This window comes from Pseudonocardia xishanensis, from assembly GCF_039541715.1.
GTDB classification, from domain to species: Bacteria; Actinomycetota; Actinomycetes; order Mycobacteriales; family Pseudonocardiaceae; genus Pseudonocardia; species Pseudonocardia xishanensis.
This window is the reverse complement of record NZ_BAABGT010000032.1, coordinates 91,847-105,690: the sequence shown is the minus strand read 5'-3', so window position 1 is coordinate 105,690 and position 13,844 is coordinate 91,847. Positions and strand designations below refer to the sequence as shown.

At 71.1% G+C, this 13,844-nt stretch carries 9 protein-coding genes; 8 read left to right on the top strand and 1 reads right to left on the bottom strand.

Translation table 11 applies throughout. From position 1 onward, the window contains the following. The 7 genes from ABD993_RS13500 to ABD993_RS13470 all read left to right on the top strand — a co-directional run bounded on the left by ABD993_RS13500 (nt 1) and on the right by ABD993_RS13470 (nt 10,138). Complete coding sequence (locus ABD993_RS13500) at nt 1–1,683, top strand: ABC transporter substrate-binding protein (protein WP_345416858.1); 1,683 nt, start codon at nt 1–3, stop codon at nt 1,681–1,683. After that, nucleotides 1,680–2,984: an NtaA/DmoA family FMN-dependent monooxygenase gene (locus ABD993_RS13495; RefSeq protein WP_345416855.1), complete on the top strand. Its 1,305-nt coding sequence runs from the start codon at nt 1,680–1,682 to the stop codon at nt 2,982–2,984. Before ABD993_RS13500 ends, ABD993_RS13495 begins: the two co-directional genes overlap by 4 nt. Then, nucleotides 2,984–4,297, top strand: a complete 1,314-nt coding sequence (locus ABD993_RS13490; protein WP_345416852.1) for an NtaA/DmoA family FMN-dependent monooxygenase — start codon at nt 2,984–2,986, stop codon at nt 4,295–4,297. Before ABD993_RS13495 ends, ABD993_RS13490 begins: the two co-directional genes overlap by 1 nt. Nucleotides 4,298–4,310: 13 nt before the next feature. After that, entirely contained in the window at nt 4,311–5,621 is a 1,311-nt protein-coding gene (locus ABD993_RS13485) for an NtaA/DmoA family FMN-dependent monooxygenase (RefSeq protein ID WP_345416850.1), read from the top strand. Next, entirely contained in the window at nt 5,621–6,910 is a 1,290-nt protein-coding gene (locus ABD993_RS13480) for an NtaA/DmoA family FMN-dependent monooxygenase (RefSeq protein ID WP_345416848.1), read from the top strand. The genes ABD993_RS13485 and ABD993_RS13480 overlap by 1 nt, the downstream gene beginning before the upstream one ends. Beyond that, a complete protein-coding gene (locus ABD993_RS13475; protein ID WP_345416845.1) occupies nt 6,910–8,403 on the top strand; it encodes an MFS transporter in 1,494 nt (497 codons plus the stop codon). Before ABD993_RS13480 ends, ABD993_RS13475 begins: the two co-directional genes overlap by 1 nt. 448 nt (nt 8,404–8,851) lie before the next feature. Continuing rightward, nucleotides 8,852–10,138: an NtaA/DmoA family FMN-dependent monooxygenase gene (locus ABD993_RS13470; protein WP_345416842.1), complete on the top strand. Its 1,287-nt coding sequence runs from the start codon at nt 8,852–8,854 to the stop codon at nt 10,136–10,138. Between the two features lie 232 nt (nt 10,139–10,370). On the opposite strand, the gene ABD993_RS13465 is transcribed toward ABD993_RS13470, so the two are convergent. After that, nucleotides 10,371–11,243: a PaaX family transcriptional regulator gene (locus ABD993_RS13465; RefSeq protein WP_345416839.1), complete on the bottom strand. Its 873-nt coding sequence runs from the start codon at nt 11,241–11,243 to the stop codon at nt 10,371–10,373. Between the two features lie 380 nt (nt 11,244–11,623). On the opposite strand from ABD993_RS13465, the gene ABD993_RS13460 reads away from it, so the two are divergent. Beyond that, nucleotides 11,624–13,825 (top strand): SulP family inorganic anion transporter, encoded by a 2,202-nt coding sequence (locus ABD993_RS13460; RefSeq protein WP_345416836.1) that lies wholly within the window; start codon nt 11,624–11,626, stop codon nt 13,823–13,825. Nucleotides 13,826–13,844 lie beyond the last annotated feature (19 nt).

Genomic DNA, 13,844 nt, shown 5'->3' with positions numbered 1-13,844 from the left:
ATGTCCGCTCCACCCCGCCTCGGACGTCGTCTGGCGCGCACCGTCGTCTCCGTGGTCGCCCTCTCCCTGCTGGCCGCAGGCTGCGCCGACTCCGGTGGCTCCGGCTCCGGCGGCGCCGCCAAGGACACCGTCGTCGTGGTCACCGGCGACCAGGCCTCCAACGTCGTCCGCGACTACGGCTTCACCAACGGCACGGACAACCAGGAGGTGACCAATAGCATCCACGCCCAGCTGATCCGCAAGCCGTACATCGCCGAGCAGGGCGCGAACGTGCAGGTCCAGGACCTCTACCACTTCGAGCCGTTCCTGGCGCAGAGCTACGACGTGAGCCAGGACGGGAAGGTCTTCACCTTCCACCTCCGCCAGGGCCTCAAGAGCCAGCAGGGCAACGAGCTCACCTCGGCCGACGTGGTCTGGTCCTTCGAGCGCAAGTTCTCGTCGAAGGGCGGCGGCATGCCGGGCTACTACGCCCCGATGCTGACCGACGTCGACAAGCAGGTCGTCGCCGTCGACAAGTACACGGTGACGTTCACGATCGACCAGCCCGGCTACGGCTTCACCCTGCTGGGCAACCTGGCCGAGAACATCGGCTCGATCTACGACAGCACGTACCTCACTCAGCACGCCTCGGCGGACGACCCGTACGCGATCAACTGGGGCGTCTCGAGCATGCTGAACGGCAACTCCGGGTTCGGGCCCTACATGCTGCAGAGCATCACCCCGAACCAGGAGATCGTGATGGTGGCGAACCCGAACTACGTGTTCGGGCCGCTGCCGATCAAGACGATGATCCGCCGGGTGGTGCCCGACGCCGCGACCCGCGCGAACATGCTCGTGCAGGGCGACGCCGACGTGGCGCTGGACCTCCGACCCACCGACCAGGCCGATCTGGCGTCCAACCCCGACATCTTCACCCCGACGGCCACGTCGAACCTCTACCAGAGCATCACGCTCAACACGAGGCGGGCGCCGTTCGACAACGTGCTGGTCCGCCGCGCACTGGCCTACGCGGTGCCGTACGACCGGATCATCGACGACGTCTACAAGGGCCGCGCGTACGCCTACCAGCACCTGCTCGACGACAAGCAGCCGTACTACGACGGCTCGAAGCTGCCGAAGTACACCTACGACCCGGCCAAGGCCAAGGATCTGCTCGCGCAGGCGGGGATCACCACCCCGGTCGCGTTCACGATGACGGTCAGCAACGCGTCGCCGTCGGTGCAGGACTCGGTCGTGGTGCTCGCCGCCGCGGCGAAGGACGCGGGGTTCGACATCACGATCAACCAGGTGCCCGCGGCGCAGCTGTTCTCCGACGGCCTGGCCGGACGGCTGCAGGCGAGCATGAGCACCGGTTCCGCGGTGACCATGTCCCCGCCGTACGAGCTGAACCTGCTGACCCAGGTCGGCGGCGGCAGCAACACCTCGTTCTGGTCCGGCCCGGACTACGACGCCTTCGCCGCGGTGATGAAGCAGGGCCTCGCGTCCACCGACGCCATCGGCCCGGAGGCGGGCCCGCTGTGGAGCCAGGCCGAGACCATGCTGGTGAACAGCGGCGCCAACATCTTCCTGGCCCGCGTCATGTCGCCCTATTCCATGCGGGCCGACGTCCACGGCTACGCACAGCGCACCGACCGGCGCATCGACTACTCGGCCGTCAGCATCGGAGGCGAGGCGAACTCATGAGCGACATGTTCCACCTCGGGTGGTTCGGCAGCTTCATCCCCACGACCTGGACCAGCGGCTGGGACGGCACGGACGCCGCCGACTGGCTGAACGGCAGGTTCTACGTGGACAAGGTCCGCACGCTCGAGCGGGCCTGCTTCGACTTCATCCTCTTCGAGGACTCGTCGATGGTCTCCGACACCTACGGCGGCAGCTCCGAGGCCACCCTCAAGCGGGGCGGCTGGGCGCCCAAGGGCGACCCGATGGCGCTGGCCCCGATCCTGGCCCGGGCAACCGAGCGGATCGGCATCTCGATCACCGCGTCGACGTCGTTCTACCCGCCCTGGATGCTCGCTCGGTCCATCGCGACGTTGGACCACCTCTCCCGGGGCCGAGTGGGCTGGAACATCGTGACCTCGTCGGAGGACCTGGCGGCCAAGAACTTCGGTATGGACGCCCTGCCCCCGCACGACGAGCGCTACGCCCGCGCGGACGAGTACGTCGACCTGGTGACCCGGCTCTGGGACTCCTGGGACGCCGACGCGCTGGTCATGGACCGCGAGCGCGGGGTCTACGTCGACCACACCAAGGTCCGGCCGATCGACTTCGTGGGCAAGTACTACAGGAGCCGCGGCCCGCTCAACACACTGCGCCCGCCGCAGGGTCGCCCGGTGCTCACCCAGGCAGGCGGCAGTCCGGCGGGCAGGCGGTTCGCGTCGCGCTACGCGGACATGGTCATGGCGCTGCCCAAGGGCGTCCCGGCGATGAAGGAGTACCGAGACGACATCCGTGCCCGTGCGGCCGCGGAGGGCCGGGACCCCGACTCGGTGAAGGTCATGTACGTCGTGTCGCCCATCCTCGGCGAGACCCACCAGCACGCGCTGGACCGCAAGGCTCAGAAGGACGCGGCCGTCCGGGCGCACCCGGAGGGCCAGCTGATCGGCTGGTCGGGCAGCATGGAGATCGACTTCTCGACGTTCGACCTGGACGAGCCGCTGCCGGACGACGTGCAGACCAACGGCCACCAGAGCACCCTGGCGAACTTCCGCAAGTGGGCGAACGGACGGACCCTGCGCGAGGCCTGCGTGGCCTACCGCACCGAGTCCATGGAGCTCATCGGCACGCCGGACGAGGTCGCGGCCCAGATGGGCGAGGCGATGGAGGAGGTCGGCGGTGACGGCTTCCTGATCTGGAACCAGCCGCACAACCGCCGCTACATCGGCGAGATCGCGGACGGCCTGGTGCCCGCTCTGCAGAAGCGCGGCCTGATGCGGACCGGGTACGGGCACGAGCACTTCCGCGACAACCTGCTGGAGTTCTGATGACGACCCCGGTCGACCAGCGGTTCCACCTCGCCTGGTTCAAGAGCTTCACCCCGCACGACTGGCGCTCGACGTGGAGCGGGTCGGAGGAGCGGGACTGGATGAACGGCGACTCGCACGTCGACTTCCTGCAGGCCCTGGAGCGGGCCCGGTTCGACTTCCTCATGCTCGAGGACTCGCTGATGGTGTCCGACACCTATGCGGGGACGGCGGAGGCGTCGTTGGCGCAGGGCGGCTACGCGCCCAAGGGCGACCCGGCCCTGCTGGCGTCGATGCTGCTCAGCGAGACGCGGCGGATCGGCGTGATCGCCACGATGTCGTCCACGTTCGTACCGCCGTGGCTGCTGGCGCGCATGTCGGCGACCATCGACCACCTCTCCGGCGGCCGGTTCGGCTGGAACTGCGTGACCTCCAGCGAGAACCGGGCGGCGCAGAACTTCGGCATGGACGCCCTGCCGCCGCACGACGAGCGCTACGAGCGCGCCCACGAGTACGTGGACCTGGTCACGCAGCTGTGGGACTCCTGGGAGGACGGCGCCGTCGTCATGGACGAGGAGTCGAACACCTACGTGGACCACACGAAGGTGCACCCGATCCACTTCGAGGGCCGTTGGCACCGCAGCCGCGGCCCGCTGAACCTGCCCCGCCCGCCCCAGGGCCACCCGGTGATCTGTCAGGCGGGCGGGTCCCCGGCGGGCAAGGCGTTCGCCGCGGGCAACGCCGACGTGCTGCTGTCCCTGCCCAAGGGCCTGGCGGACATGAAGCGCTACCGCGACGACATCCGGGACCTGGCCGAGAAGGCGGGCCGGGACCCGGACGACATCAAGGTCATGTACATCATCTCGCCCATCCTCGCCGACACCGACGACGAGGCGCGCGAGATCCAGGCCGCCATGAACGCGAACGTCGAGGCCGGGATCAAGGCCCAGATGGTCAACTGGTCCGCCACGATGGAGATCGACTTCTCGAGGTTCGACCTCGACCGCCCGCTGCCCGACGACGCGACGACCAACGGACACCAGAGCACCCTGTCCACCTTCCGGAGGTTCGCGGCGGGCCGCACCCTGCGGGAGGCGTTCACCGCCTACCGCACCGAGGCCATCGAGGTCGTCGGCAGCCCGGCGACCGCCGCGGACACCCTCCAGGAGGCGATGGAGTTCGTGGGCGGCGACGGCTTCCTGGTCATGGGGCCGACCAACCGGCGGTACGTCCACGAGATCACCGAGGGGCTGGTCCCCGAGCTGCAACGTCGCGGCCTGGTCCGCACCGAGTACGCGGGGGCCCAGCTGCGGGACCACCTGCGCGAATTCTGACAGGAGTAGCGCGATGACTTCGCGGATGTTCCACCTGGGCTGGTTCCTGGGCAACGGGTTCGGCGTGCAGGCCTGGAACCAGGAGTGGGCAGGCACGGGTGCCACCGACTGGATGATGCCGGACCAGTACATCGACCTGGCGCGGTCGATCGAGCGCGGTGGGTTCGACTTCCTGATGATGGAGGACTCGGTCCAGATCCCGAACGCGTACCGGGGATCGAGCGAGTACTACCTGCGGACGGCCAGCGCGGCGCCGAAGCAGGACCCGGCCGTGCTCGCGGGGATCCTGTCCCAGTTCACCGACCAGGTCGGGATCGTGGCCACCCTGACCACGACCTTCTACCACCCGTTCACCGTGGCCCGGATGATGTCCACCCTGGACCACGTGTCGCGGGGCCGGATCGGGTGGAACATCGTCACGGGCTCCAGCACGTACGCGGCGAAGAACTTCGGGTTCGACATGCCCGAGCACGACCTGCGCTACGAGATGGCGGACGAGTTCGTGGAGCTGGCCTGCAAGCTCTGGGACTCCTGGGAGCCCGACGCCGTCCTCGCCGACGTCGAGAAGGGGGTCTACGCGGACCACACCAAGGTCCACACACTGGACTTCGAGGGCAAGTTCTACTCCTCGCGCGGCCCGCTCAACACGACGCCGTCGCCGCAGGGACGGCCGGTGTTCCTGCAGGCGGGCGGCTCGGAGAAGGGCAAGGACCTCGCCGCCAAGTACGTCGAGGCGATCATCGCCAACCCGCCCGGCGTCGAGAAGATGAAGGCGTACCGCGAGGACATCCGGCGGCGCGCCGTCGAGCACGGTCGGGACCCGGACTCGATCAAGGTGATGTACCTGGTCTCGCCGGTGTTCGGTGAGACGGACGCGGAGGCCGAGGAGAAGCTGGCCCGCCGCGACCGGGCGAAGGAGTCGAACATCGAGGGCCTGCTCGCAGGCCGCTCGCACCTGGCGAGCATCGACCTCTCCCGGTTCCCGCTCGACGAGCCGCTGCCCGACGACCTGATCTCCAACGGGCACCGCAGCAGCTTCGCCAACTTCAAGGGAGACGGCACCCAGACGCTGCGCGAGCGCATCCTCGCGCACAGCGCCACGGACGCGGTCCACCTCTGCGGCACGCCGGTCACCGTGGCCGCACAGATGGACGAGATCATGCAGGAGGTGGGCGGAGACGGGTTCCTGATCGTCGGCACTCCGATGCACCGGCGCTACGTCGCCGAGGTCACCGACGGTCTGTCCCCGGCCCTGCGCAGGCGCGGCCTGATCCGCGACCACTTCGAGCACCGGCTGCTCCGCGACAACCTGCTGGCGTTCTGATGCTGCACCTCGGATGGTTCCTGTCCTTCCAGGTGCAGTCCTGGAACCAGATGTGGTCCGGCGCGGGCGGCACGGAGTGGAACAAGCCGCAGCTCTACGTCGACTCCGCGCGGGCGCTGGAGCGTGCCGGGTTCGACTACATGATGTTCGAGGACGGCGCGTTCGTCCCGGACTCCTACGGCGGCGACCACGACTGGTGGCTGGCGGCGGCCCGCTCCGCGCCGAAGCAGGACCCGCTCGCGCTCATCCCGATCCTCGGCGAGCACACCCGCAACATCGGGTTCTTCGCCACCGTCACGACGTCCTTCCACCCGCCCTACATGGCGGCCCGCAGCGCCGCCACGATCGACCACCTCACCGACGGCCGGTTCGGACTCAACCTCGTGACCAGCCACAACACCCGGACCGCGCAGAACTTCGGGTACGACGAGCTGTTCGCCCACGACGAGCGCTACGCGATGGCGGACGAGTGGATCGACCTGGTGCGCAGGCTCTGGGACTCCTGGGAGCCCGACGCCGTGGTGCTCGACGAGGAGCGGGGGATCTTCGCCGACGGGTCGAAGGTGCACCCCATCGACTTCGAGGGCCGGTGGTATCGCAGCCGCGGCCCGCTCAACGTGACCCGCCCGCCGCAGGGTCGTCCCGCGCTGTGCCAGGCAGGCGGCTCGAAGGCGGGCCGGGCCTTCGGTGCCCGGAACGTCGACACGATCATCGCGCAGGTCAACGGGGTCGAGGACATGAAGGCCTACCGCGACGAGGTCAGCGAGCTGATGATCGCTGCGGGCCGGGACCCCAAGGAGTGCAAGGTCCTCTACATCGTCACGCCGGTGCTGGGCGAGACCGAGGGCGAGGCGAGGGACCGGTTCGAGCGGGGTCGGAAGGCCATGGCCGGTTCGGTGGAGGCCAACCTGGCCTCGATGTCCTACGCGACCGGCCTGGACTTCGCGCAGTTCGACCTCGACGCCCCGTTCCCCGACATCGAGACCGAGGCCACGCAGAGCTCGCTCGCGCTGTTCAAGAAGCTGGCCGCGGGCAAGACGCTGCGGGAGTTCGCCACGTCGGACACCCGCAAGTCGGTCGACCTGTACGGCACGCCGGACTCGGTGGCCGGGCAGATGGGCGAGATCATGGACGAAGTCGGCGGCGACGGGTTCCTGATCTCGGGCTCGCTGAACCGGCGGTACGTCAGCGAGATCTCCGACGGGCTGGGCGCGGCACTGCGCAGGCGCGGCCTGACGCGGGACGGGTACGCGGGCTCGACGCTGCGCGAGAACCTGCTCGAGTTCTGATGGCACTCACGACCCCGCCGGACACCCCGCCTGCGGACCTGCGCTACGCCTGGCGCGTGCTGTCGGTGACCGGACTGGGTATGTGGGTCACCTTCTCCAGCGTCAGCATGGTGCCGCTGGCCCTGCCGCACATGGTCGGCGACCTGCGCGCCGGGCCGGGTCAGGCGGACTGGTTCGTGCTGGCCTACCAGCTGGTCACGGCGGTGTCGATGCTCCCGCTGGGTCGGCTGTCCGACGTGCTGGGCAGGCGCACGATGTACGTCGGCGGGCTCGGCCTGGTCACGGCCGCGACGCTCGCGATCTGCTTCTGCACCGCCCCCGAGCCGGTGATCGCGCTCCGGGCGGTGCAGGGGATCGGGGCGGCGGCCGTCATCACCAACACCACCGCGCTGCTGGTCGACGCGTTCCCGGCCGACCACGTCTCCCGAGGGATCGGCTGGAACATCACGATCATGTCCTCGGCGGTGGCGCTGGGTCCACTGCTCGGCGGACTGCTCACCGAGGCGTTCGGCTGGCGGGCGGTCTTCGCGCTCACCGTGCCGCTCGCGCTGGCGGGCACGCTCTGGTCGGCCGCCGCGCTGCGGCGCACCCGGCCGGTCACGCTGGGTCGGGCGGGCGCCGACGTCGCGGGCACCCTGCTCTCGGTCGTCGGCATCGGCGGGATCGTCCTCGCGGTGAACCGGGTCGACGACGGTGTCGGCTCGCCGTCGTTCCTGCTGCCCGCGGTGGTCGCGGTGCTCGGCATCACGGCGTTCGTGCTGGTCGAGCGGCGGGTCGCGCACCCGATCCTGGACCTGCGGCTGGTCCTGGTCCGCTTCCGCGGGGCCGCCTACGCCACCACGGCCCTGCTCAACCTGGGATTGTCCGCCGGACCGCTGCTGGTGTCGCTGTACCTGCAGAGCCTGCACGGGCTGACGGCGCTGTCGGCCGGGCTCTGCATCACCGCGCAGGCCTGCGGCAACATCCTGGTCGGTCCGACGGCCGGGCGCTGGGCCGGGCACATGGAGGCCAGGGTGCTGGCCACGGCGGGCGCGCTCATCGCCGTCGTCGGAGCGGTGCTGCTGGCCACCGTGTTCGCCCTGGGCGGTTCCGGGCTCGTGGTCGCGGGGGCCCTGTTCGTGATGGGCCTCGGCAACGGGATCTTCCAGACCACCAACGCGTCCGTGATCAACATCGGGGTCCGGCCGTGGGAGCGGGGGATGGCGAACGGCTTCCGGGTGATGATCGACAACTCGGCGGCGCTGCTCGGCTCGGCCGTCGCGCTCGTCCTGCTCACCGCGGGCCTGCCCGAGGCGCTGCGGGCCGAGGCACTCGCCGGCCACGTCGCGGGCTTCGACCCGGTCCACCTGGACGCGTTCGCGGACGCCTTCCCGCTGACCATCGGCGTGCTGGCGGTCCTGTCGCTGATCGCCGTCTGCGTGTCGGCGCTGCGTGGCCGGACCCCGCAGGAGACGGAGCTCGCGGAGTCGACCGTCGGCACGGAGGAGAGCTGATGCTCCATCTCGGCTGGTTCACCGACTACATCCCCCCGCCTGGAACAAGCCCTGGTCCGGGGACGCGGGCCGGTCCTGGGCGAGCGGCGACTTCTACGTGGACACGGCCCGCCGGCTGGACCGCGCCGGCGTCGACCTCCCGATGCTCCTGCAGACCTTCCTCGACCGCGCGCAGGGCAGGACGCTGCGCGAGGCGGCGGTGGCGACCAGACCGAGTCGCTCGAGCTCGTCGGGACGCCCGACGACGTCGCCGGGCAGAGGGCCGAGGTCATGGCCGAGGACGGTGGGGCTTCCTGATCTACAGCGGCTCCGGGCAGCTCACCCGCCGCTACATCGCCGAGATCGTCGACGGGCTGGTGCCGGAGCCGCAGCGCCGGGGCCTGGCCCGCACCGAGTACGCAGGCCCGCACCTGCGGGACAACCTCCTGGCCTTCTGAAGGGCGGCACCATGTTCCACCTGGGCTGGTTCACCAACTTCTCCAACCCGCCGTGGCTCGCCCCGTACGCGGGCACCGAGGGCGCCACCTGGCCGGACGGCGAGGCGCACGTCGAGTTCACCCGGTCGCTCGAGCGGGCCTGTTTCGACTACGTGATGCTCGAGGACTCCTCGATGGTGTCCGACGCCTACGAGGGCTCCTCGCGCGTCGACCTCAAGTACGGGCTCTACGCACCCAAGCACGACCCGATGATGCTCGCGCCGGTGCTCGCCGACGCCACGCGGAACATCGGGATCATCGCGACCTGCTCGACGTCGTTCTACCCGCCGTGGCTGCTCGCTCGCCGGTTCTCCACGCTCGATCACCTGAGCGGCGGGCGGATCGGCTGGAACATGGTCACCTCCAGCGAGGACCGGGCCGCGCAGAACTACGGCATGGACGAGCTGCCCGAGCACGACCTGCGCTACGAGCGGGCGGGGGAGTTCGTCGAGCTCACCCGGCGGCTCTGGGACTCGTGGGAACCCGACGCACTGGTCATGGACGCGGCGACCGGGACCTACGTGGACCACACGAAGGTGCACACGATCGACTTCGAGGGTCGGTTCCACCGCTCCCGCGGGCCGCTGAACCTGCTCTCCTCGCCGCAGCGGCACCCGGTGCTGTGCCAGGCGGGCGGCTCGCCGAAGGGCCGCGACTTCGCCGCCCGCTACGCGGACACGCTGCTCACCGCGGAGACCCACTCCGTGGAGGCGATGAAGGCGTTCCGGGACGACATCCGGGCCCGGATGGTCGCCCACGGCCGCGACCCGGACGAGCTGAAGATCATGTTCATCACGCAGCCCGTGCTCGCCGGGACCGTCGCGCAGGCCGAGGCGAAGCGGCAGCGGATGCTCGCCGGCGTCGACGCCCGGATCGAGTCGAGCCTCGGGCACATCTCGGCGCTGACCGAGAACGACCTGTCGACCTGGGGCCTGGACGAGGAGTTCGGCGACCTGACGACCAACGGCCACCGCAGCACGCTCGCGGACTTCATGCGGGCGGGCCGGACCCCGCGTGAGGCGGCGCTGGGCTGGTCGATGAAGAACGTCCGGTTCGTCGGCACCCCGGACTCGGTGGCCGCCGAGATGGGCGAGGTCATGGCGGAGGTCGGCGGCGACGGCTTCCTGATCACCGGCAGCATCTCCCGCCGGTTCGTCGACGAGATCACCGAGGGCCTGGTCCCCGCGCTGCAGCGGCGCGGGCTCACCCGGACCGAGTACGGCGGCGGCACCCTCCGGGAGACCCTCCGTGAGTTCTGAGCGATGACGGCGAACGCACGGCGGCCGGGGAGCACACCGGTCGGGTACCCCGATCGCGCTCCACCAGATCGCGTTCGACGTGGCCGGGGTCGTCGCCCCGCAGGCCGGCGGCGCGGTGGCCGCGGTGTCCTCCTCCTCTGCGGCCTTGCTCGTCGCGGCGGCGGTGTCCGTGTTCAGCGTGGACTGGATGGTCCTGGGAAGGCGGCGGCCGACCGGGCCTGACGGCGGCGGCTCAGGGGGTGCTGCGGACCAGGGTGTCCCAGTGCTCCTGGGCGGCGGCGGCCCAGCGGGCGTGGAGCTCGGTGAAGCGGGCGGCGGCGCGGGTGCCCGCCCACTCCTGCGGGAGCAGCTCGGCGGGGAGCTCCGGATCGAGGAACGGGAAGCGGCGCCAGCCGTGCACCAGCAGGATCTGGTGGGTGAGGACGTCCGCGGGGGTGCGCGGGTCGGCGTCGGCGAACTCCGCGAGGAACTCCTCGTACTCCTGCTCGACGGCCGCGAGGTCCCAGGCCTGCCGCACGACCTCGGCCTCCTCGCCGATCGCCCCGAAGGGTCCGACGAAGCTGCTGGTCACGGCGTCGAGCTCGAGGTCGGCGACGACGTCCGCGACCTCGGCCTCCTTGGCGGGGTCCGGGGTGAGCCAGACGCCGGGGGCGGGGGAGCCGAGCCCGGCCCAGGCCAACCGGGTGCGCAGCCGGTGCCGCAGCCGCCGCCGGGTCTCCGGGACCGACACGAGCAGCACCAGCCACCGCCCGTCCCACGCCGGGGCGGGCCTGCCGAAGCCGTAGATCCGCTCGGCACCGTCCGACAGCAGGGTGCGGCCGGAGTCGGTGAGCCGCCAGCGGACCCGCCTGCCCGCCCGGTCGGAGGTCACCAGCCCCTCGGCGGCGGTGCGGGCCAGGGCCTGCCGGGCGGACTTGTTCTCCACGCCGAGCCCGTTGAGGACGTCGATCAGCACCTGGGTCCAGACCGGCTCCTCGCGGGGGAGGACGCACTCGCCGAGCAGGGTCAGCAACAGGGACCGGGCGCTGGTCTGGCCGAGCCCGCGCCGACGGGACAAGGCGGGGTGCGCCGCGTCGAAGTCGGGTCCCGAGAGTTCGGCCGTCATGGTCGGACCAGGATAGTCGCCACCGCGCACCGTCCCGAGCTGCCGCGCAGGTAACAGCCCGTTCACACGGCCATCACCCGGTCGTGGCGATGTGGCGCCGACCACCATGATCCACTCGATGGTCGCAACGGGAAGGGGTGCCCTCCGGCGAGCCGACGACGGGCGGTGTCGGCGTCACTCGATCGCGCCGGTGTCGGCGGCCGGCCCCGACGGCCTCCCGACACCCTGGGTGATCGATTCAGTCGAACCGGACGTACAGGACCGAGCGGGCGGGAACCAGCGCTCCCATTCGTCCGGTTTGCTGACAGGGCACCACCCCGCACGGCCGCACCGCCGCGCGTCGCGCCCCCCAGCCAGACCACTGACCGGAGGACCCCCGCGTGCTGGACACGACCTCGAGCTCCCCGTCCGAGGGAGCCCGTGAGAAGCCCCACGGACCGCCCCGCCGCTTCGATCCCCGCACCCTGCGTGCCGACTTCGGCGCCTCGCTCGTGGTGTTCCTGGTGGCCGTGCCGCTCTCCCTGGGCATCGCGCTCGCCTCGAACGCGCCGATCATGGCCGGCCTCATCGCCGGCGTCGTCGGCGGGATCGTGGCGGGCCTGCTCGGCGGGTCGCCGTTGCAGGTCAGCGGGCCCGCCGCCGGTCTGACGGTGATCGTCGCCGGCCTCGTCGACCAGTTCGGCTGGCAGGTCACCTGCCTGATCACGGTGGGCGCGGGCCTGCTGCAGGTGTTGTTCGGGCTGACCCGGCTCTCCCGCTTCACCCAGGCCATCCCGCCTGCGATCGTGCACGGCATGCTCGCGGGCATCGGCATCACGATCGCACTCGCGCAGCTGCACGTGGTGCTCGGCGGCAGCGCACAGACCGCCGCGCTGGACAACATCCTCGAGCTCCCGGCGCAGGTCGTGAACCTGCACGGCCACGCCGTGGTCGTCGGGCTCACGGCGATCGGGCTCATGCTGGTCTGGCCGCGGATCCCCGGCCCGCAGAAGGCGGTCCCTGGCGCGCTCGTCGCCGTCGGCGCGGCGACCGCGCTCGCGCTGCTGTGGCCGGACGTCGCACGGGTCGACCTGCCCGGCAACCTGGTCGAGTCGATCGCGCTGCCCGTGCTGCCCGAGTCCGGCCTGTGGGCGGGCGTGCTCGGCGGGATGCTGACGGTCGCGCTGGTCGCCAGCGTGGAGAGCCTGCTGTCCGCGGTCGCGACGGACCGGATGGCGCAGGACCGCGACGGGGATAGCGTCCGGACCGACGCCGACCGCGAGCTGCTGGGCCAGGGCGCGGGCAACGCGGTCTCCGGTCTGCTCGGCGGGCTGCCGATCACCGGCGTCATCGTCCGGAGCTCGGCCAACGTCCGGGTCGGCGCCCGGTCCCGCCTCTCGACGATCCTGCACGGCTGCTGGATCGCCCTGTTCGGCATCGTGCTCGTCTCCGCGATCGAGATGATCCCGCTCGCCGGGCTCTCCGGGCTGCTCGTCGTCGTCGGGTTGCAGCTGGTCAAGCCCGCGGACATCCGGGTGGCGCGCAAGCACGGCGAGCTGGCCCTGTACGTCGTGACCGTGCTCGGCGTGGTGTTCCTCAACCTGCTCGAGGGTGTCGCGCTCGGCCTGGTGCTGGCCGCGGTCCTGATGATCTGGCGGGCCGCGCGCGCCCGCGTCCGCGTGGAGGAGCCTGCCGACGGCGCCCCGCGCCGGGTCGTGGTCGAGGGGACGCTCAGCTTCCTGTCGGTGCCGTCGCTGTCGCGGGTCCTGCAGGTGGTGCCCGCGGGTGAGCCCGTCCGCGTCGACCTGGTCGTGGACTACCTGGACCACACGGCGTTCGACCACATCGAGACCTGGTCCAAGCGGCACCGGGCGGGCGGGGGGTACGTCGAGGTCGTCGAGCCGCAGCAGGCCAGGGCCCGCCGGGACGCCCCGCACGGCCGGTTCGCCACCTGGTCGCAGTGGCGCGCGGAGGACCTGGCCGGGGGAGCCCGGATGCGGGCCGGGCTGACCGCCTACCACCGCGACACCGCCGAGCACGTCCGCCCGACGATGGCGGAGCTCGCCTCCGGGCAGAACCCGTCGGGCCTGCTGCTGACCTGCGCGGACTCCCGGGTGCTGCCGAGCATGATCACCTCGAGCGGCCCGGGGGACCTGTTCACGGTGCAGAACGTGGGCAACTTCGTCTCCGGCACCGGCACGCTGGCCGCCGTGCAGTACGCCGAGGAGGTGCTGCGCGTGCCGCTGATCGCGGTGTGCGGGCACTCCGGCTGCGGCGCGATGAACGCGGTGCTGAGCGGCGGGCGCGGCCGCGGCCCGCTCGACGACTGGCTGCGCAACGGCGAGCCCACGATGCAGGCCTGGATCCAGGGGCACCCGGCGGGCCGGGCGGCCTCCCGGGACGGGTTCCCGCAGGCGGACTGCCTGGCCATGGTGAACGTGGCGATGCAGCTGGACCGGTTGCGGGACATGGGCGTCGAGGCCGAGCTCATGGGGCTGTTCTACGACATCAAGTCCGCGGGCGTACTCGTCTACGACCAGCGCGACCGCGTCTTCCACTCCCACGAGCGGGCGTTCGCGCAGCTCCCGGCCGCCCTGCGGTGACGGAACATCTCGGCGCGGA

Coding starts and splice junctions, on each gene's coding strand:
- ABD993_RS13475 (WP_345416845.1), top strand. CDS start 6,910: ATGGCACTCACGACCCCGCCGGACACCCCGCCTGCGGACCTGCGCTAC.
- ABD993_RS13465 (WP_345416839.1), bottom strand. CDS start 11,243: ATGACGGCCGAACTCTCGGGACCCGACTTCGACGCGGCGCACCCCGCC.
- ABD993_RS13470 (WP_345416842.1), top strand. CDS start 8,852: ATGTTCCACCTGGGCTGGTTCACCAACTTCTCCAACCCGCCGTGGCTC.
- ABD993_RS13485 (WP_345416850.1), top strand. CDS start 4,311: ATGACTTCGCGGATGTTCCACCTGGGCTGGTTCCTGGGCAACGGGTTC.
- ABD993_RS13480 (WP_345416848.1), top strand. CDS start 5,621: ATGCTGCACCTCGGATGGTTCCTGTCCTTCCAGGTGCAGTCCTGGAAC.
- ABD993_RS13495 (WP_345416855.1), top strand. CDS start 1,680: ATGAGCGACATGTTCCACCTCGGGTGGTTCGGCAGCTTCATCCCCACG.
- ABD993_RS13500 (WP_345416858.1), top strand. CDS start 1: ATGTCCGCTCCACCCCGCCTCGGACGTCGTCTGGCGCGCACCGTCGTC.
- ABD993_RS13490 (WP_345416852.1), top strand. CDS start 2,984: ATGACGACCCCGGTCGACCAGCGGTTCCACCTCGCCTGGTTCAAGAGC.